Here is a 16,927-nt window from a genome sequence, read left to right on the forward strand (position 1 = left end):
CAGCTAAGCGATGCTGATGTTTTTATCCAGGTATACATCCTGCACCGCCTGCAATAAGGCTACGCCTTCTTTGAAAGGGCGTTGAAAGGCTTTTCGTCCCAGGATCAAACCGGTGCCGCCTGCGCGTTTGTTGATGATGGCAGAACGCAGCGCTTCCGTCAAATCTTTTTCTCCTTTTGATTCACCGCCGGAATTAATCAATCCTATTCGTCCGGCATACCCGTTCAGCACCTGGTAACGGCAAAGATCTATCGGGTGATCAGTGGTCAGTTGGTCGTACATAGCCGGGTGTGTTTTACCAAACCTGATCGCCGTAAAACCGCCATTGAGGGTAGGCAGTTTTTGCTTTACCAGGTCGGCCTGTATGGTAGCCCCCAGGTGATCTGCCTGGCCGGTCAGGTCGGCAGCGGTATGATAATCTTTTCCGTCTTTTACAAATGCCGGGTTGCGGGTATAGCACCAGAGTATGGTAGCCATCCCCAGCCGGTGTGCTTCTTCAAAAGCCATCGCGATCTCCGTGATCTGCCGGGATGATTCGGGGCTGCCAAAATAAATGGTAGCGCCTACCGCGGCAGCACCGAGGTTCCAGGCATTCTTGACGGAGCCGAACAGGATCTGGTCATATTTGGTGGGATAGGCAAACAGGTCGTTATGATTGATCTTCACGATGAAGGGAATGCGGTGCGCATACTTCCTGGAGAACAGGGCCAGGTGCCCAAAAGTGGTGGCCACCGCATTACAGCCGCCTTCAAGGGCCAGTTTCAGTATATTCTCCGGGTCAAAATAGATGGGATTAGGGCCAAAGGCGCTGCCGGCGCTGTGCTCAATATCCTGGTCAACCGGCAGGATGGAAGCATAACCGGTACCGGCCAGGCGCCCATGGTGGAAGATAGCTGCCAGGTTGCGCAATACCTGTGCTGAGCGGTTGCTGCTCATGAACACCTTTTCAAAAAAATCAGGGCCGGGCAGATGCAGTTGTTCTTTTGGAATGGCTTTGCAGGTGTGGTCCAGCAGGTCCTGCAGATCGTCTTCAGCAATATGCCGGGTGAGGGTACTGTCAAGCATGGAGTTACAATTTTAGTAACAGGAAGTTACAAAAAAAGCTCCGGGATTGCATCCCCGGAGCTTTTTACTGTCCGTTATTAAAATCTTTATTACAGGTGTGACTGAATCTTTTTTTCCAGTACTGATCTGGGAGCAGCACCTACCTGTTTGTCAACTACCTGGCCGCCCTTGATGAACAGGATGGCAGGTATGCTGGTGATACCATAGTTGATGGACAGCTGAGGGTTCTGGTCCACGTTTACTTTACCTATATTTACTTTTCCGGCATAATCCTTAGACAGATCCTCAATTACCGGCCCTATTGCACGACAGGGACCGCACCATTCAGCCCAGAAATCGATCACACTCAATTTCTCGGAGCTTAATACTTCTGTCTGGAAGTTGGAATCAGTGAATTCTAAAGCCATTTTGATCTATATTTTAAAGTGTTATGAGTTTTGTTCGTTTCAATGTTATCTTATCGTCAAATAACGATCCGGATGCAAATTAGTGCTTTTCTGTCAGCTTACTTATTGTTTATATCTATGTAGGTATCGATATCCGGCTGTTTTGTCAAAAACTGCGCCAGTTCGTCATTCATCTCTACATGCCGGTTAAAGGTGTGGAGCTTGACAGCCAGATCGTTATCCCGGTCTATCAGCTGCAGGTACAGCTCGCTGGCTCCCGGGTATTTCATGGCATTATCGGTCAGGAAATCCACCACTTCACGGGTAATGAACTTGGGCATGGTCACCAGGGTGATCTTTTTGGTATGGCCCTTCTTTACTTCCTGCAGCAGGTGCATGCCGTTCACCTTGAACTCGTATTCCGCCTCGTTAAAGCGTTTGGGCTTAAAGCCGCCATTGACATACAGGCAGAGCCCGGATTTAAAATAAGGCGCAAAGCGGATATAGTCCTCGCTCCAGAGCGCAAACTCAAATTTGCCACTCAGGTCCTCTATCGTCATGATGCCGAACTGCCGGTTATTACGGGAGATCCTTTCTATGGCGCTGGTTACATATACCGCCAGGCGGAAATTGCGTTCTTTGCCTTTGCCACCGCCGCCTGGGGCTGTGATCTCCGCCTGGTATTCTACCAGCTCAGATACGGCGTTCATTTGGTAGTACCTGCTTTCAAAGCGGTAGTCGTCCAGGGGGTGCCCGGAGATATAGATACCGGTCACTTCCCTTTCGTTGTTCAGCTTCAGGATCAGCGGCCAGGGATCACAGTTGGGGATCTTGGGCGGTTCTATATCAGGCAGTTCATCCATGCCAAACAGGCTGCCTACCGACTGTGCGCCTGCAGATACCTGGTTACCGAACTTTATGATCTTGTCCAGGCCCGTGAGGTTATCATTTTCCGGTTTAAAGAAGTACTGGGCTCTGTGCAGGGCAGGGAAGCAGTCAAATGCGCCGGACATGGCCAGGGCTTCCAGTGATTTTTTATTGACAGCGCGTTGGTTCACGCGTTTGATCATGTCAAAAATGCTCTTATAGGGACCGTTCTGTTCCCGTTCTTCCAGCAGGTTCTCAATAGCGTTCTCTCCCACGCCTTTCAGGCCGGCCAGGCCGAAGCGGATCTGGCCCTGCTTGTTCACGGCAAAGCCCTTGAAAGATTCATTCACATCGGGCGGTAATACGTCGAGGCCCATGCGTTTACACTCTTCCATGAAGAAGGTGATCTTTTCAATATTGCTGGCGTTATTCAGTACGGCCGCCATATACTCGGCAGGGTAGTGGGCTTTCAGGTAAGCGGTCTGGTAGGCCACAAAGGCGTAACAGGTAGAGTGCGATTTGTTGAAGGCGTAAGAGGCGAATGCTTCCCAGTCGGTCCATACCTTGTCGCACACCTTGGGATCGTGGCCGTTCTTCACGCAGCCTTCCATGAACTGCGACTTCATTTTGTCCAGCACCGCTTTCTGCTTCTTACCCATGGCCTTACGCAGGATGTCCGCATCCCCTTTGGAGAAGCCGGCCAGCTTCTGGCTCAGCAGCATCACCTGTTCCTGGTATACCGTGATACCATAGGTATCGCTCAGGTATTCCTCCATTTCGGCCAGGTCGTATATTACCGGCTCCAGCCCGTGCTTACGGCGGATGAAGGTAGGAATGTACTCCAGCGGTCCGGGGCGGTACAAGGCGTTCATCGCGATCAGATCGTCAAAACGGTCAGGCTTCAGCTCGCGGAGGTATTTCTGCATGCCGGGCGACTCGAACTGGAACGTACCGTTGGTTTCGGCCTTCTGGTACAGTTCATAGGTCTTTGCGTCGTCCAGCGGTATATAATCGATGTCTATCTCTACGCCATGGTTCTTTTTGATCAGCTCCAGGGCGCCTTTGATAATAGTGAGGGTCTTCAGGCCCAGGAAGTCCATCTTGATTACCCCGGCGCTCTCGATAATGCTGCCCTCAAACTGGGTCACCAGCAGGTCAGAATCTTTGGCGGTAGATACGGGGATCAGTTCAGAAAGGTCTTTCGGGGCAATGATGATACCGGCGGCATGTATACCGGTGTTACGCACGGAACCTTCCAGTACGCAGGCTTCGCGGAGCACTTCTCCCGCAAGGTCTTCGCCTTTGATCAGTTCGCGCAGCTTTTTCACGTTCTCGAGCTCTTCGCCGCCCAGGCCTTCCTTCTCGGAAAGGCCTTTTTCGCCATCCAGCGGCGCGTTGAAGATCCGGTCCAGCTGGATGCCCGGTTTTTCCGGCACCAGCTTGGCCAGGGCATTGCTTTCGGGCAGGGGAAGGTCCATTACACGGGCAACGTCCTTGATACTCATTTTGGCGGCCATGGTGCCGTAGGTAATGATCTGGGCCACCTGGTTCTTGCCATATTTCTGTACTACGTAGTCGATCACTTTCTGACGGCCTTCATCGTCGAAGTCCGTATCAATATCGGGCATGCTCTTACGTTCCGGGTTCAGGAAACGTTCGAACAGGAGGTTGTATTTAATGGGATCGATGTTGGTGATGCCGATGCAGTAAGCCACGGCGGAGCCTGCCGCAGAGCCACGGCCCGGGCCGATGAACACACCGAGATCCCGCCCGGCCTTGATAAAGTCCGATACGATCAGGAAGTAGCCCGCAAAACCCATGTTCTCTATCACCTGCAGCTCGAAGTTGATACGCTCCTCAATATCGGGCGTCATCTCGGCGTAGCGCTGGCGGGCGCCTTCAAAAGTAATGTGCCGCAGGTACTGGTCCTGCGTAAAGAACTCCGGTGGTATGGGGAAGTTGGGCAGCAGGATATCCCTTTTCAGGTCCAGCAGCTCTACTTTGTCTACAATTTCGTTGGTATTGTCTATCGCCTGGGGCAGATCATGAAAGAGCCTGGTCATCTCTTCCTGCGTCTTGAAATAGAACTGGTCGTTGTAGAAGGCGAAACGCTTGTTCTTGATGGCTACATCATCATCGGTGAACTCCTTGATGGAAGGAGTGCTCTTCTTCTCGCCGGTGTTGATACAGAGCAGGATGTCGTGTGCGTTCGCGTCTTCCTGGTCTACATAGTGAGAATCGTTGGAGGCGATAATCTTCACATTGTATTTGGTGGCAAAACGCAGCAGCACCTCGTTCACTTTCTCCTGTTCCGGTATGCCATGGCGCTGCATCTCTACGTAGAAGTCTTCTCCAAAGATGTCCAGCCACCATTTGAATTCCGCCTCTCCGGCCTCTTCACCCTTTTTCAGGATGGTCTTGGGCACAGAGGCGCCCAGGCAGCAGGTAGTGGCGATGAGCCCCTGGTGGTATTGAAGGATTAGTTCTTTGTCTATACGGGGATATTTACCGTACAATCCCTCAATATAACCCAGTGAGCAGAGTTTGATCAGGTTGCGGTAGCCCTGGTCGTTCTTGGCCAGCAGCACCTGGTGATAGCGGATATCTTTTTCTTCGCGTGTAAAAGCGCGTTTATGGCGGTTCTCTACCAGGTAGAACTCACAGCCTACGATCGGCTTAACTTTCAGGCGTTTATCTTTCGGGTCTGCCGGGTTTAGCTTGTTGTTATATGCTTCTGCCACAAATGAGAACACCCCGAACATATTACCATGGTCAGTAATAGCGAGCGCCGGCATGTTGTTGGCCATCGCTTTCTTGTACAGTGATTTTATGTCTGCCGCTCCATCCAGCAGGGAGTATTGCGTGTGTACGTGTAAGTGGGAGAATTGCATCTTATATTCAGCTTTTAGCTTTTAGCCTTTAGCTGTTAGCTTTTGGCTAACAGGTGGTTGTCTCTTGCTGCCACAAAAATCCTACAATTAAAGTTTACAGATGCATATATTTTTTCCACAAATGTGCGTTTAGCCTTCAAAACCGCTACCAGCGCCTAATAGCTAAGAGCCAACAGCTAGTAGCTAGCTGGTAACATATTATAAATAATTCAGTAACTTCGCGCAACTTTTAACTAACCGCTGCTAACTAATCGCTGCTTATGCAAAGAATCGGGCTTTATTGGATCACGCTTGTTGTAGGTGTAATTGCACTAAGTTCCTGTGCATCACTGAAAAAACCGGCTGGTACCAAGCCCGTTGCTGCTGATAACGGCCGCAAGACACAGTTCCTGGAGGGCATCACCCTCAAGCGCAGCAACACGGGCACGGCTTACAGCGCAGGCCCCAATGCAAACATCAGCCGCAATATTACCATGAGCAGCGCCAATCTCGAAAACGCGCAGGCCTGGCAGTTCAAATATGCCCAGCTGCTCGACGTTGCCGTGGAAGAAGTACGCAATTTCCGCCTGTACGGCTTTATAGAGGACTGGTACGGCACGCCTTACCGCATGGGCGGTAAAACAAAAGACGGTATAGATTGCTCCGGTTTTGTAAATACATTGCTCTCCAACGTTTTTCAGCTCAGCTTTTCCGGCACCTCCGCCCAGATGTATGATCAGGTAAGGAAATTGCGATCCCGCAGCGACTTACGTGAGGGCGACCTGGTATTCTTCCGTATTTCCAAAAAACGGATCTCACACGTGGGCATTTACTTAGAAAACGACCGTTTTGTACATGCATCCACCAGCTCTGGTGTGATGATCAGCGACCTCAACGAAGCCTACTGGAAAAAGTATTATGCAGGCGCCGGCAGGGTGGAGTAGGCAAATTTTAATACCTTCATAGTAGAAGATTGTCCGGGGGATAAATGCAGCGTTAATGGGTATAAAAAGTCCAGTAACTCACCTGCAGCATGTATCACTGATTGCCCGCTTCCCGTCAAACCGTATCATTACACTCTACCAGCAGGAAGGCATTGCCGTGGAGCGTTTTTTCAAAGATATACCCGCAGTTGAATTATACGAATGTGCCGACACAGGGTACCGGTTCTACAGCCCCGAAAACATATTCGGAGATGGACAGTTTTATGCTGACCTGCAGGCCATAGAAGGTGGTGAATACTATCCCCACCAAAAATGGGAGCACCGCTTTGCAGCCGGCCAGATCACGGCATCGCAGAAAGTGCTGGAAGTGGGCGCCGGCGATGGTTTTTTCCTGGACCTGCTGCGGCAGAAAGGTGTTGCCGGCCTCGGCCTTGAGCTGAATATAGAGGCCATTGCCGCCGGCCGCGCAAAAGGGCTTGATCTTCGCAGCGAGACTATAGCGGATCACGCCGCACAGCATCCCGGGGCATATGATGTTATTTGTTGTTTCCAGGTACTGGAACATATATACGATGTGAAGGGCTTTCTCGAAGCCTGTATCAAAGCGCTGAAGAAAGCCGGAAAGCTGATCATCGGCGTGCCTAATAACAATCCCTATCTTTTTAAGCACGATAAATGGCATACATTGAACCTGCCACCTCACCACGCAGGCCTCTGGAACAGGAAGGCCTTCCTGCAACTGCAGAAGTTCTATGCAATCGTGCCGGACCGCATCATCGTAGAGCCTTTATCACACAGCCCCAATCAAAGCAAGCATTGGTTCCTGGTGCAGCGCGACTATCAGCTGGAGCATCATCCAACTTTTGGCAAAATACTTGCTGCTATACCGCGCCCGCTTTACAAACTCGGGTTGAAGTTGTTTTCGCCTTTTATTGCAGGCCGCAATATCGTGGCCATATTTACCTGCAAGTGATATGCTGGTTAGGTTTTTAGCAATAAAAGTGTTTTATTTGCCCGCACTCAACTATATTAAATGCTATGATAGGCGCTGAATTCAAACCATCTCTGTTTCATCCTTACTATTTCATCAGGAAAGGGTTGTTTGCAAAACTGATCCAGTATACACCCGTGCTGCGCGGGCGCCTGCTCGATTTTGGTTGTGGTTCCAAGCCTTACAAATCATTTATATCAGTAGATGAATACATCGGGGTTGATTTTGAGAATGAAGGACATCCGCATGAGAATGAGCAGATAGATATCTTCTATGATGGAAAGACCATCCCTGTTGAGGCAAACTATTTTGATTCCGCACTAACCAGCGAAGTGTTTGAGCACGTGTTTAATCTCGATGAGGTACTGAAAGAATTGCACCGCGTATTGAAACCGGGCGCACCTTTGCTGATCACCTGTCCCTTTGTGTGGAAAGAGCATGAAATGCCTAACGACTTTGCACGCTATACCCATTTTGCATTGAAACATATGCTGGAAAAGGCAGGGTTCCGCATCCGTACGCTGGATAAGAGCGGTAATTTTATTGAAGTGATATTCCAGCTGCGCGCGCTCTATTTCTTTGATAACTGGTATCCCAAGTTCAAGCCTATTCCAATAGCGGGATTTCTTTTCAGGCTCTTCTTCTTTGCTATACCCAATGCCATGGGGAACCTGTTCAGCAAACTGTTTCCACGGAACAAGCAACTCTATCTCAATAATATCGTTGTTGCAGAGAAAATCTAATGAAAAAGCCAGGGCATATTCTTTTCATCGGTCATGAAGCCTCCCTGAGCGGCGCACCCATATTATTACTGAACCTCTTATTGCTGTTAAAACACCAGCGCGCTGTACGCATCACGCTGGTGATACGCAGGGGAGGCCCGCTGGAGGAACAATACCGGCGGCATTTCCCCATGATCGTATTGAAGCCAGCCGGTTACCGGCAAGGCGGTCCCTTCAGAAAGATCGCAGACATCCTGCGGAACCGTTTACAGCTGGCCCGCCTTTTTATGTTGATGCCGTCCTGCGATGTTGTATTCAGCAACACGATCATCAACGGGCCGTTACTGAAAACCATCGCGCCTTTTGGCAAACCGGTAGTTACCTATGTGCATGAGCTGGAGAATGTTATCCGGACCTATCCGGCAGAAGTAGCGCAAACGGTGCAGTATACACGCCGTTTCGGATTTCCGTCTCTGAAAGTGAAAGAAATATTAAGAAGCGTTTGCAGCGTGCCTGAAGAAAACCTGCAACGGCTTTCTTACTATTTCCCCGTGAACCTGGCTGAGATCAATAACGAAATTGCCAAACAGGCGTTTGTCAAAGCATTCAAACAACGTTTCGGGCTGGAAGAAAGCGATATGCTGATAGGCGGAATGGGACAGGCATCAGACCGTAAAGGCACGGATATTTTTGTGGAAGTATGTGGCAAAGTGGCGGCTGTAAATAAAAAGATCAAATTCTGCTGGATAGGGAATTTTGACAGCCCCGGCACAGAAGCGGCTTTGAAAGCGCAGCTGAAGGCATTGAATATTGAACGCCAGCTGGTGTTTACCGGCCCCCTGGAACATCACTACTATAACCTGGCGCCTTTCGATCTGTTCTTTCTCTCCTCAAGAGAAGATCCTTACCCGCTGGTAGTGCTGGAAGCCGGCTTTATGCAGGTGCCTGCCCTGTGTTTTGAAAGCTCTGGCGGCATACCGGAATTTGTTGGAGAAGATGCAGGCTGGATAGTACCCGGCCAGTCTGCCGACCAAGCAGCGGACGCTATTCTTACGCTCTATAATCAGCGGGAAGAACTGCGCGCCAAAGGCGCCCGCGCCTTGCAGAAAAGCCTGCAGCTGCATGCAGACGGTTCACTGATCCTGCAGCAGTTCGATACCTTACTTTCTTAATATACCCCGTATCTTTTCCACTCCCATAACAGCCAGGCGATTGGCGTCTTCTGAAATACGCAGGCTGATGATCAGCGCTCCGCACAGTGTTACATACACGACTGACTGCAATATGGCTTCCAGCAAAGGAGACGATGCCCTTATCAGGTAGCGGGCGGCAAAGAAACATAAGGCAATAGCCAGTATGGCGGGAATGGTTCTCCAGGTGAACGGCTGCATCTTGAACTTTACCCAGATAAACCCGAAGCGGACCAGGTTAAAGAAAATATATGCCAGCAGGGTTGCGCCGGCAGAGCCGTTGATCCCGTATCTTTTTATCAGCAGGTAATTCAGGGGGATCAGGGTAAACAACAGCAACACATGGGTGACCAAATCCATTTTCCAGTAACGGGATGTTACAATGATCTGCGCGTTTACACCGGTGCCCATTTCCACGATCTTGGTAAGACCGAGCAGCAGCAGCACGGTTTGTCCCTGAAGGTAAGACTCGTTGATATTAAGTATTTTAAAAGCATTATGGAAATTCAGCCAGATCAGCCCGAAAAAAAATGAGGAGAACAGCAGCATATTAATGGATGATTTCTGGTAGATGCGCTCTATCCGCCCCAGGTCTTTATCTTTCCAGGCCTGCGAGATCACCGGGGTAGATGCGGCGATCAGCCCACGGTAAGGGCCTTCCATCACCGAAGTAAGATAGGAGGCAAAGTTGAAGATCCCTGTAAATTTCAGTCCCAGCACACTGCTGATAATGAATGAATCAAAGTTCCTGGCTAGTATAGTACAAAAAGACACAGCGAAAACGAAGATGCCGTAAGGAATCATCTTTTTGTACATACGCCTGGTAACCTTGCTTGTTTTCAGGGTAAAGTAGATCTTTCCTGTTCGTAAAAGATAAATGAGCAGGCCCAGGAAAATAACAAGGTACAGGAGGGAAAACAGGTGGATGAACCCTTTAAAATCCAGCCAGTGTATCACAAACAGGATGATAATAAAGGACGTGAGCAGACGGAGTACCAGCTCTTTGAAGAAGTTGGCAGCCACAGATGCATGAAGGTTCCATGCCTGGCTTTCTATCATCATAAAAAGCAAGAGGCCCAGGGTAAAAGGATAAATGGTGTAGAAATAGTCCACCAACAGGGGAGAATTGGTACCAAATTTCTTTACCACCAGGTCTTTGAACAACAGGGAGAACAGGCATACCACTACGAAGCCCACCAATGCCAGCAGCGTCATTTTCCCGAACAGGTCGCGCTGCTTAAATGGCAGCAGGTCGCGATAGTAGGGGTAGAACCGGTACAGGATATAGATGGTGCCTAAATTGGCCAGGGCGAAAAAGGTCTGCGAAACATCGAACATCACGCGGGTGAGACCAAATTCAGCTTCTGTAAAACGATTGCCTGTAGTGAAAAACCAGGTGTTGATAGCACCTATCAAAAAACCGGTATATATAATGATGGATGATAGTATGCTTTGTTTCCTGATCGTGTCCATTGCTTGCTTAGTTGGCCGTAAAGATGGCAAAAATCATGCATTATTGGAAAGTTCGTATTTTTAGTCCTTTAAAAATAATTCTGCACCGTAATATGATATCCGTTATCATCTGTTCTGCCAACGAACGCCGTATTGAGAAGATCCGGGAAAATGTAGCTGCTACGATCGGCGTGGAGCACGAACTGGTGATCATCACCAATGCCAGGGAGATAGGGGGCATCTGTACGGGGTACAATGCAGGCGCGGGGCAGGCGGTATTTGATACCTTATGCTTTGTGCATGATGATGTTACATTCCTTACCCAGGGCTGGGGACAAAAGGCGCTGGACCATTTCAAAGGCAAAACGCCGCCTGGCCTGATCGGGCTGGCCGGCAGCCGTTATAAGAGCGCCGCTGTTTCAGGATGGGCCACCGGCCAGCCGCAGTACGACTGCTGCAATATTTTCCAGGAGGATGCACAGGGCCGGCGAAGGGTATATCTGCACCCGCAGGCCCAAACGCTGCAACCGCCACCATCAGTGGTACCGGTCACCTCGCTGGATGGGGTTTGGTTATGCATGCCCAAAGCCGTCTGGCAGGAATATCCCTTCAATGCAGAAAAGCTGCCCGGTTTCCATTTCTACGACCTGGATATCAGCCTGCGGGTGGGCCAGCGTTATACAATTGGCGTAATATATGATATAGACCTCGTACATTATTCTATGGGAAACTTTGGCGCAGACTGGATACACCATGCCATCCACTACCATCGTTCCGTGAACCAGGTGCCGCTTCCCGCACTGGCGCCCCTGGCCGCCGGTGAAAGGGTAGTAGCAGGCGCGGAGCAGAAAGTGGCCGCCTTCTGGCTGAATCGCTTAATGAAAGAACCTATAGACAGGAAAACACGACGTGAATGGATAATGGCAACAGGAGCCTGGAAGCATCCCTCCCTCTGGCCGGATGTGGCGAAAATGCTGCTTTATCCGCTTAAAAAGACATTATTGGAACGCAAGCAATGAGTAATTACCCTGTAAAGATATCAGTATGCATACCGGCATATAAGAACCCGGAATTCCTGCTGCGGGGCCTGGGCTCCCTGGCTAAACAGGAATGCAGGAGCTGGGAAGTGATCGTGACCGACGATAGCCCGGACGACAGCGTTTACCAGGTGGTGCAGCAATATAAAGACCAGCTGCCTTTGCAATATTTCCGTAACACGCCCGCAAAGGGAATGCCGGCCAACTGGAATGAATGTTATGACAAGGCAACCGGCGAGTATATCAAGATCCTGCATGACGACGACTGGCTGGCGCATCCGCAGGCCCTGCAAAAAATGGCCGATGCGCTGGACCGCCACCCTGACTGCAATCTTGTGTATAGCGCCTACTGCAATCATTACCTGCAGTCGGGCCGGATAGAGGATGTGCATTGCAGCGCTTTTTACCGCGGCCTGCTCCAGCAATCCCCGGTCAACCTCTTTCAACGCAATTTCATAGGCCCGCCCAGCGTGATCATGCATCGCAACAAGCCGGAATTCCGCTATGATGTCAACACCCGCTGGGTAGTGGATGTAGACTTTTATATGCAGGTATTAAGCGCTAACCCTGCATTTGTGTACCTGGATGACATATTGGTGAATGTAGGCATCAGCGGGGAACAGATCACCCGCGATTGTTTTCGTGTGCGGGAAGTAGAGATCCCGGAGAACTTCTACCTGCTGCGGAAAGTTTCAGTCAAACACCTCAACAACATTTATGTATACGATTTTTTCTGGCGCATGCTGCGCAACCTGGAGATCAGGAGCGTAGACGACCTGCGGCAGTCAGGCCTGGAAGGGGAGATCCCCGCTGCCGTGCTGCAGATGCTGGCCTTGCAACGGAAATTCCCTTTGCGCCTGCTGAGGATAGGAGTACTCTCCAAACTGCTTATGACCTGCTGTTATTTATTCCGTAAAAGGCTGTAATGGAGATGGATCTTTCTATTATTATCGTCAATTATAAAAGCGCTGCGCTCATCCTGGACTGTATCCGTTCTATTATTGAACAGACTAAGGCCCTGACTTATGAGATCATCGTGGCGGACAACCATTCACAGGACAACAGCCGGCAGCTGGTCACTACTGCCTACCCACAGGTACGCTGGGTGCAGATAGACTATAACGCTGGTTTTGCCCGCGCCAATAACGCCGGTCTGCGTATAGCCCAGGGCGATATGCTGCTGTTGCTGAACCCGGATACCATCGTATTGGACCATGCCCTCGATACCTGTGTACAGCGTTTCCGTAGCTCTGGCTACGCCGCCTGTGGGGTTCAGCTCCTGAACCCGGACGGCAGCCCCCAGATCAGCGGCAACTATTTCATGAAAGGAGGCCTGAACCACCTGCTGCCCCTGCCTTACTGGGGTGGACTGCTTCGCCGGCTTGGCTATGCCCTTAATACAAAAGTGCCCAATGTAAAGGCTGCGCAAACCGAGCAGGAAGTGGACTGGATCAACGGGGCCTACCTGATGGTGAAGCGCACTACTATAGAAAAGGCCGGTCTGATGGACGAAGACTTCTTTCTCTATGCAGAGGAAACCGAATGGTGCAGCCGCATAAAACGTGAAGGCCCGCTGGTGATCTATGGCGACCTGCACGTGATCCACCTGCAGGGCGAAACAGCCAATGCCGCTTTTGAAACCAATGACAAGGGCTATTATGACCTGTACACGCGCAAGGGCTTTCAGCTGATGCTCTCCAACCATTTACGGGTACGCAAGCAATATGGGACCGGCTGGTTCCTCGTGCTCTTGCTCAACTATACCTTTGCCATACCCGTGAGTTTTATTGCCAGCTTTTTTGAAAACCTTTTCAGAGGCCGTAACCCTTTCCGTTACTGGGGGCGGCTTGGCGGGATGGCGGGCAACATAGGAAAGCTGTGGGCCTTAGCTCCCTTGATTATCCGTAACCGGCCTTATTTTTATAAAGTCCTCTGATTTTATATTGTATCTTTGAACCATACGTTAAATAGTTACTGTTCATATGAAATTCACCGCGCACAATGTTTTGCTCAATAACGGCCAAAAAACAATGGGAGATGAGACCATGTTACTTGCCGACAGCGCTGTTTGGTCATCTATCAGAAAAACCCTGGACCTTTTCCTGCCTGAAACTGAAAACGACAGAAGCAAATTGCGGGTAGTAGACCTGGGATGCCTGGAAGGCGGCTATGCAGCAGAATTTGCGAGAATGGGCTTTGATTCCCTGGGTATTGAAGCGAGAAAAGAGAACATCGACAAATGCAACTACATAAAGGACAACCTGGGCCTGAAGAACCTGAATTTTGCGGAGGATGATGTAAGGAATATGGCCAAATACGGACAAATGGATGTCACGCTTTGCTATGGACTGCTTTATCATCTGAACGATCCCGTGGAGTTCCTGAAGCTGGTGAGCAAATGCACGAACAAGATACTCCTGCTGAACACCCATTTTGCTCCTGAAAGAGATTACCGTTATAAGCTGGGCCCCCTGAACAACTACTTTATTGCGCCAATACAGAAACGTGCTAAATTCCTGGCATCCAGGCAGAACTACCGGCTTTCACCCATCACAGAAAACGAAGGTTATAAGGGACGCTGGTTCAAGGAATGGACCCCGGGCACCAAACGGGAGAAGATAGAAAAGTCTTATCTCTGGGCTTCCTGGAACAACCACCGTTCTTTCTGGCTTACAAAGAAAGAGCTGACCAAAGCTTTGCACAATGCCGGGTTTAATAGTGTTTTTGAGCAGTTTGATTATACGGGTGACATTTTCCGCGAAGATTATACCGAGTACCATAGCCGCACCATGTTTGTGGCGGTAAAACACTGATCTGATATTTGATATGCTGATGTAGTTAATACATCAGCATATTCATTATTTCGCTTGCTTCCCTCGCAATACGATCATTGCTATAATAGTCGAAAAAAGCGGCTGGAATATTTTCTGTGATATTATTTCGTTGCAGCATGAGCGTTATGAACTGCTGCCAGTCGTGATCATTCGCTACCCTGAGCTTATCCCCGCAAACTTCCCTGTAAACGCCGGTAGCCCCGCTGGCTGTAGACACTACTGTTTTATGATGGGCCAGCGCTTCCAGTACCTTTGTTTTAACGCCTCCTCCTTCCATTACCGGGTTAATAAATATGTCGGCAGCAACCAGGTAGTCTTCTATACGGGGTACAAAGCCGGTATAGCGAATACGGCCATCTGTCCGGGAAATAGCGCTGATCAGCGCTTCCGGCAATCCTTTGCCGCTGATCAGGATCACATAGGGATCAGCGTTCGTCTTTTGCAGCAGGGGATCAATATCCTGTATAATATGGTGGACGGCCTGCTGGTTGGGCCGGTAATCCAGGGCTCCATTGAAAAAGTAAATTGTGCTATGCTCCGGGACGCCGTGTTGTGCGCATATCTCCGCGCGTAGCTGCGGGTGGTTGGCCGCAGGAGGGGCAGGCGTAACGCCATAGGGAGCAACGCTCACCTTTTCCGGTAGCAAACCATACTGCCCGATAGCAGCATCCGCATCCTCCCGGCTGATGAAAAAGCTGTGGGCTGCTTTACGGTGCACCCATTTTTCATAGGCGGCCAGCATTGACCACCACCATTTACCCATGGTACGGAAACGGTTGCCTTCAATGTTGTGGGAATGCACTACAAAACGACGGCCGGTAAGGCTTTGCAGCAGCACGGCCATCCATCCCATATAGGGATGCTCTATATATAGCAAGCCGATGTTTTTTTCCCGGATCGCTTTGGCCAGGGGCCATGTATAGAAAATATTGAGATAACGTGAACGGCTATTGCTGAACAGCGGCCACAGGGTATAAGGCAGCGGGCCTTCCGGGCGGTTGGCTTGTACAGATACAACGCTCAACTCATTATAAGGAGCCAGTGCGCGGTTAAAATTCGCGATGAATATTTCGCCCCCCTTCCTGGCAGGCAGGAAGGGGTAAGGCGCGATACTCAAAATACGGTTCATGCCACTGCAACTTTTTTCCGCTGCCGCAGGTCGATCACTACGCTAATGATGATCAGGGCCAGCATAATGAAGAAACTGTACAGGGATAATTTGATGCCCACATAGTAGGAAGCCGGTTCAAACCTGAACTCGATGGTATGTTTACCCGCAGGCACCATCATTCCTCTCAGGACATAGTTCACACGCGCATAAGGCGCTTCCTTTCCATCAATAAAAGCCTTCCAGCCTTTTTCATAATATACTTCAGAGAATACCGCAAACTGGGGCGCAGCTGCATTGTATTCGTAAGAGATCGTGTTTAGGTTGTTGGCAAGCAGGTGGATGCTGGCTGTTGAATCAAACGCGGGCTGGCCGGTTATAGCAGGCTTATAGCGCTGGTCGATCACCACGGTATCTTTCGGGTTCAGATGGTCAAGCGCGCTCATTTCTGCGTCGGCATTGGGTACCCACTGGATACCTTTTACGAACCAGGCATTGCCAAGGGCGCCCGGGTTGCGGGAAGCCACCGGCTGACCGTCGGGCCCGCGCTGTATTACATATTTGGTGTTCAGCATGTTCAGCACCTGTATGTTGTTCTTACTGATCTGGCGTTCGATCAGGTCCTGGTACAATTGCAGCTTAGCGGCAAAATAACCACCCACATTTTTGTGGTAGTAGGAGGTCATCGCGTCGTTAAAAGGCCCGTCAGGGCTGGTCAGGTTCAATACCCTGTAATAAGGGTCCTTATCCTGCAAGATCTGCTGATCTGCCTGGGATGGCTGGAACACGTTGCTATACTGTGTCTCGTCCAGGAATTCATCATCGCTCAAATAACGACGATCCACCTGCAGCAGGTCAAACAGGACCAGCGCCACCATGCCGCCTGCCACCAGTTTTACGTTAAGCTTACCCTTTATAAAGAACCAGAGCAGGCCAAATGCCAGCCCGGCAAGCACCAGGGAGCGCAGCACATCATTGCGGTACAGTGTTGCCCTATCTTCACGCAGGGCGCGCATCAGGTTGTCCGCAACCTGGGTGTTCCCCTGGGACATCTGTTCCAGTTGCGCCCTGAACTGGTTATCGCCCATAGGACGGGCCGGATCGTTTGAAAAGTTGGTGTAGGAAAGGCTGCCGGAAACCAGCAGCAGCAATACCAACAGGCCTCCAATAGTAATACCGCTCCATTTGAGATGCTTTAACAGCTCCGGTTTGGGGATCTGTCCGAGGATCACTTCATGCAGCGTCATTACCGCCAGTATCACGAAGCCCAGCTGAGTAATGACCAGGGCCTGTGCGGGGGCCCGGAATTTATTATAAAGCGGCAGATGGTCGAACAGGAAATAGTTGAAAGCCTCGAAGTTGCTGCCCCAGGCTATCAGGATACCCAGTACGCTGATGGCCAGCAGCCACCATTTGTGCCAGGACCTGATAATGAACATGCCCAGTAAAGCGAGAAAACAG

14 protein-coding genes are annotated in these 16,927 nt (G+C 50.3%); 8 read left to right on the forward strand and 6 right to left on the reverse strand.

Features of this window, described 5'->3' with window-relative positions:
* Positions 1-3: 3 nt before the first annotated feature.
* From ACR9Y8_RS29225 to dnaE, 3 genes are all read right to left on the reverse strand, one after another.
* Entirely contained in the window at positions 4-1,065 is a 1,062-nt protein-coding gene (locus ACR9Y8_RS29225; protein ID WP_481216847.1) for a class I fructose-bisphosphate aldolase, read from the reverse strand.
* An 89-nt stretch (positions 1,066-1,154) separates the two neighbouring features.
* Positions 1,155-1,472, reverse strand: a complete 318-nt coding sequence (gene trxA, locus ACR9Y8_RS29230; protein ID WP_029464568.1) for a thioredoxin — start codon at positions 1,470-1,472, stop codon at positions 1,155-1,157.
* Positions 1,473-1,570: 98 nt separating this feature from the next.
* Positions 1,571-5,209, reverse strand: a complete 3,639-nt coding sequence (dnaE, locus tag ACR9Y8_RS29235; protein WP_481216848.1) for a DNA polymerase III subunit alpha — start codon at positions 5,207-5,209, stop codon at positions 1,571-1,573.
* Positions 5,210-5,469: 260 nt separating this feature from the next.
* Here dnaE and ACR9Y8_RS29240 point away from each other — a divergent pair, with 260 nt between their 5' ends.
* The 4 genes from ACR9Y8_RS29240 (at position 5,470) to ACR9Y8_RS29255 (ending at position 9,017) form a co-directional block, all read left to right on the forward strand.
* Complete coding sequence (locus ACR9Y8_RS29240; protein WP_481216849.1) at positions 5,470-6,132, forward strand: C40 family peptidase; 663 nt, start codon at positions 5,470-5,472, stop codon at positions 6,130-6,132.
* Positions 6,133-6,187: 55 nt separating this feature from the next.
* Positions 6,188-7,105, forward strand: coding sequence for a class I SAM-dependent methyltransferase (locus tag ACR9Y8_RS29245; RefSeq protein WP_481216850.1), 918 nt, complete (start codon positions 6,188-6,190; stop codon positions 7,103-7,105).
* A gap of 65 nt (positions 7,106-7,170) precedes the next feature.
* A complete protein-coding gene (locus ACR9Y8_RS29250; protein WP_481216851.1) occupies positions 7,171-7,866 on the forward strand; it encodes a class I SAM-dependent methyltransferase in 696 nt (231 codons plus the stop codon).
* A complete protein-coding gene (locus ACR9Y8_RS29255; RefSeq protein WP_481216852.1) occupies positions 7,866-9,017 on the forward strand; it encodes a glycosyltransferase family 4 protein in 1,152 nt (383 codons plus the stop codon). The genes ACR9Y8_RS29250 and ACR9Y8_RS29255 overlap by 1 nt, the downstream gene beginning before the upstream one ends.
* On the opposite strand, the gene ACR9Y8_RS29260 is transcribed toward ACR9Y8_RS29255, so the two are convergent.
* Positions 9,006-10,508: an oligosaccharide flippase family protein gene (locus tag ACR9Y8_RS29260; RefSeq protein ID WP_481216853.1), complete on the reverse strand. Its 1,503-nt coding sequence runs from the start codon at positions 10,506-10,508 to the stop codon at positions 9,006-9,008. The two genes, ACR9Y8_RS29255 and ACR9Y8_RS29260, sit on opposite strands and share 12 nt — an antisense overlap.
* 92 nt (positions 10,509-10,600) lie before the next feature.
* On the opposite strand from ACR9Y8_RS29260, the gene ACR9Y8_RS29265 reads away from it, so the two are divergent.
* From ACR9Y8_RS29265 to ACR9Y8_RS29280, 4 genes are read left to right on the forward strand one after another with little or no spacing between them, the layout of a single operon-like run.
* Positions 10,601-11,506, forward strand: a complete 906-nt coding sequence (locus tag ACR9Y8_RS29265; RefSeq protein ID WP_481216854.1) for a glycosyltransferase — start codon at positions 10,601-10,603, stop codon at positions 11,504-11,506.
* Complete coding sequence (locus ACR9Y8_RS29270) at positions 11,503-12,450, forward strand: glycosyltransferase family 2 protein (RefSeq protein WP_481216855.1); 948 nt, start codon at positions 11,503-11,505, stop codon at positions 12,448-12,450. Before ACR9Y8_RS29265 ends, ACR9Y8_RS29270 begins: the two co-directional genes overlap by 4 nt.
* Positions 12,450-13,460, forward strand: a complete 1,011-nt coding sequence (locus tag ACR9Y8_RS29275; protein ID WP_481216856.1) for a glycosyltransferase family 2 protein — start codon at positions 12,450-12,452, stop codon at positions 13,458-13,460. The genes ACR9Y8_RS29270 and ACR9Y8_RS29275 overlap by 1 nt, the downstream gene beginning before the upstream one ends.
* A 46-nt stretch (positions 13,461-13,506) precedes the next feature.
* A complete protein-coding gene (locus tag ACR9Y8_RS29280; protein ID WP_481216857.1) occupies positions 13,507-14,337 on the forward strand; it encodes a class I SAM-dependent methyltransferase in 831 nt (276 codons plus the stop codon).
* Positions 14,338-14,362: 25 nt separating this feature from the next.
* On the opposite strand, the gene ACR9Y8_RS29285 is transcribed toward ACR9Y8_RS29280, so the two are convergent.
* Together ACR9Y8_RS29285 and ACR9Y8_RS29290 are read right to left on the reverse strand one after the other, a co-directional pair.
* Positions 14,363-15,487: a glycosyltransferase family 4 protein gene (locus ACR9Y8_RS29285; RefSeq protein ID WP_481216858.1), complete on the reverse strand. Its 1,125-nt coding sequence runs from the start codon at positions 15,485-15,487 to the stop codon at positions 14,363-14,365.
* Positions 15,484-16,905, reverse strand: a complete 1,422-nt coding sequence (locus ACR9Y8_RS29290; RefSeq protein ID WP_481216859.1) for a YfhO family protein — start codon at positions 16,903-16,905, stop codon at positions 15,484-15,486. The genes ACR9Y8_RS29285 and ACR9Y8_RS29290 overlap by 4 nt, the downstream gene beginning before the upstream one ends.
* Positions 16,906-16,927 lie beyond the last annotated feature (22 nt).

Source organism: Chitinophaga sp. SVR4-12A (genome assembly GCF_056754765.1).

What these genes read in the sequence shown, in the direction of transcription:
- ACR9Y8_RS29225 (WP_481216847.1), bottom strand. Translation starts at nt 1,065, where the DNA reads ATGCTTGACAGTACCCTCACCCGGCATATTGCTGAAGACGATCTGCAG.
- trxA (WP_029464568.1), bottom strand. Translation starts at nt 1,472, where the DNA reads ATGGCTTTAGAATTCACTGATTCCAACTTCCAGACAGAAGTATTAAGC.
- dnaE (WP_481216848.1), bottom strand. Translation starts at nt 5,209, where the DNA reads ATGCAATTCTCCCACTTACACGTACACACGCAATACTCCCTGCTGGAT.
- ACR9Y8_RS29240 (WP_481216849.1), top strand. Translation starts at nt 5,470, where the DNA reads ATGCAAAGAATCGGGCTTTATTGGATCACGCTTGTTGTAGGTGTAATT.
- ACR9Y8_RS29245 (WP_481216850.1), top strand. Translation starts at nt 6,188, where the DNA reads ATGGGTATAAAAAGTCCAGTAACTCACCTGCAGCATGTATCACTGATT.
- ACR9Y8_RS29250 (WP_481216851.1), top strand. Translation starts at nt 7,171, where the DNA reads ATGATAGGCGCTGAATTCAAACCATCTCTGTTTCATCCTTACTATTTC.
- ACR9Y8_RS29255 (WP_481216852.1), top strand. Translation starts at nt 7,866, where the DNA reads ATGAAAAAGCCAGGGCATATTCTTTTCATCGGTCATGAAGCCTCCCTG.
- ACR9Y8_RS29260 (WP_481216853.1), bottom strand. Translation starts at nt 10,508, where the DNA reads ATGGACACGATCAGGAAACAAAGCATACTATCATCCATCATTATATAT.
- ACR9Y8_RS29265 (WP_481216854.1), top strand. Translation starts at nt 10,601, where the DNA reads ATGATATCCGTTATCATCTGTTCTGCCAACGAACGCCGTATTGAGAAG.
- ACR9Y8_RS29270 (WP_481216855.1), top strand. Translation starts at nt 11,503, where the DNA reads ATGAGTAATTACCCTGTAAAGATATCAGTATGCATACCGGCATATAAG.
- ACR9Y8_RS29275 (WP_481216856.1), top strand. Translation starts at nt 12,450, where the DNA reads ATGGAGATGGATCTTTCTATTATTATCGTCAATTATAAAAGCGCTGCG.
- ACR9Y8_RS29280 (WP_481216857.1), top strand. Translation starts at nt 13,507, where the DNA reads ATGAAATTCACCGCGCACAATGTTTTGCTCAATAACGGCCAAAAAACA.
- ACR9Y8_RS29285 (WP_481216858.1), bottom strand. Translation starts at nt 15,487, where the DNA reads ATGAACCGTATTTTGAGTATCGCGCCTTACCCCTTCCTGCCTGCCAGG.
- ACR9Y8_RS29290 (WP_481216859.1), bottom strand. Translation starts at nt 16,905, where the DNA reads ATGTTCATTATCAGGTCCTGGCACAAATGGTGGCTGCTGGCCATCAGC.